Here is a 370-nt window from a genome sequence, read left to right on the forward strand (position 1 = left end):
CCTCTTCTGTGCTGTCAGATATGGCGAAAATCCTGGCGCAGGCAACCATGATGAAATCGATAAAAGGGATTGGCAGTGTACTGGGATTTGATTTCAGCAGCCTTTCCCTGAATGCCAATGGGGGGATTTATCAGTCTGCTGATTTGAGTCGCTACAGTGGCACGGTGGTTAACCGTCCGACGTTTTTTGCTTTTGCAAAAGGTGCGGGTGTGATGGGGGAAGCTGGACCTGAAGCCATTCTGCCACTGCGTCGTGGTGCTGACGGTAAGCTGGGGGTTGTGGCGGATATTGGTGGTTCAGGTATGGCGATGTTTGCCCCGCAGTACAACATCGAGATCAATAACGATGGCACGAACGGGCAGATAGGTCC

Annotated in this window: 1 protein-coding gene; it reads left to right on the forward strand. The window is 52.2% G+C overall.

Annotated elements, in window-relative coordinates:
• Positions 1-20: 20 nt before the first annotated feature.
• On the forward strand, positions 21-370 hold a 350-nt coding region (locus NWP09_RS13370; RefSeq protein ID WP_258275959.1), incomplete at its 3' end, for a hypothetical protein.

It is taken from the genome of Agrococcus sp. HG114 (assembly GCF_024723325.1).
Classification (GTDB): Bacteria; Actinomycetota; Actinomycetes; order Actinomycetales; family Microbacteriaceae; genus Agrococcus.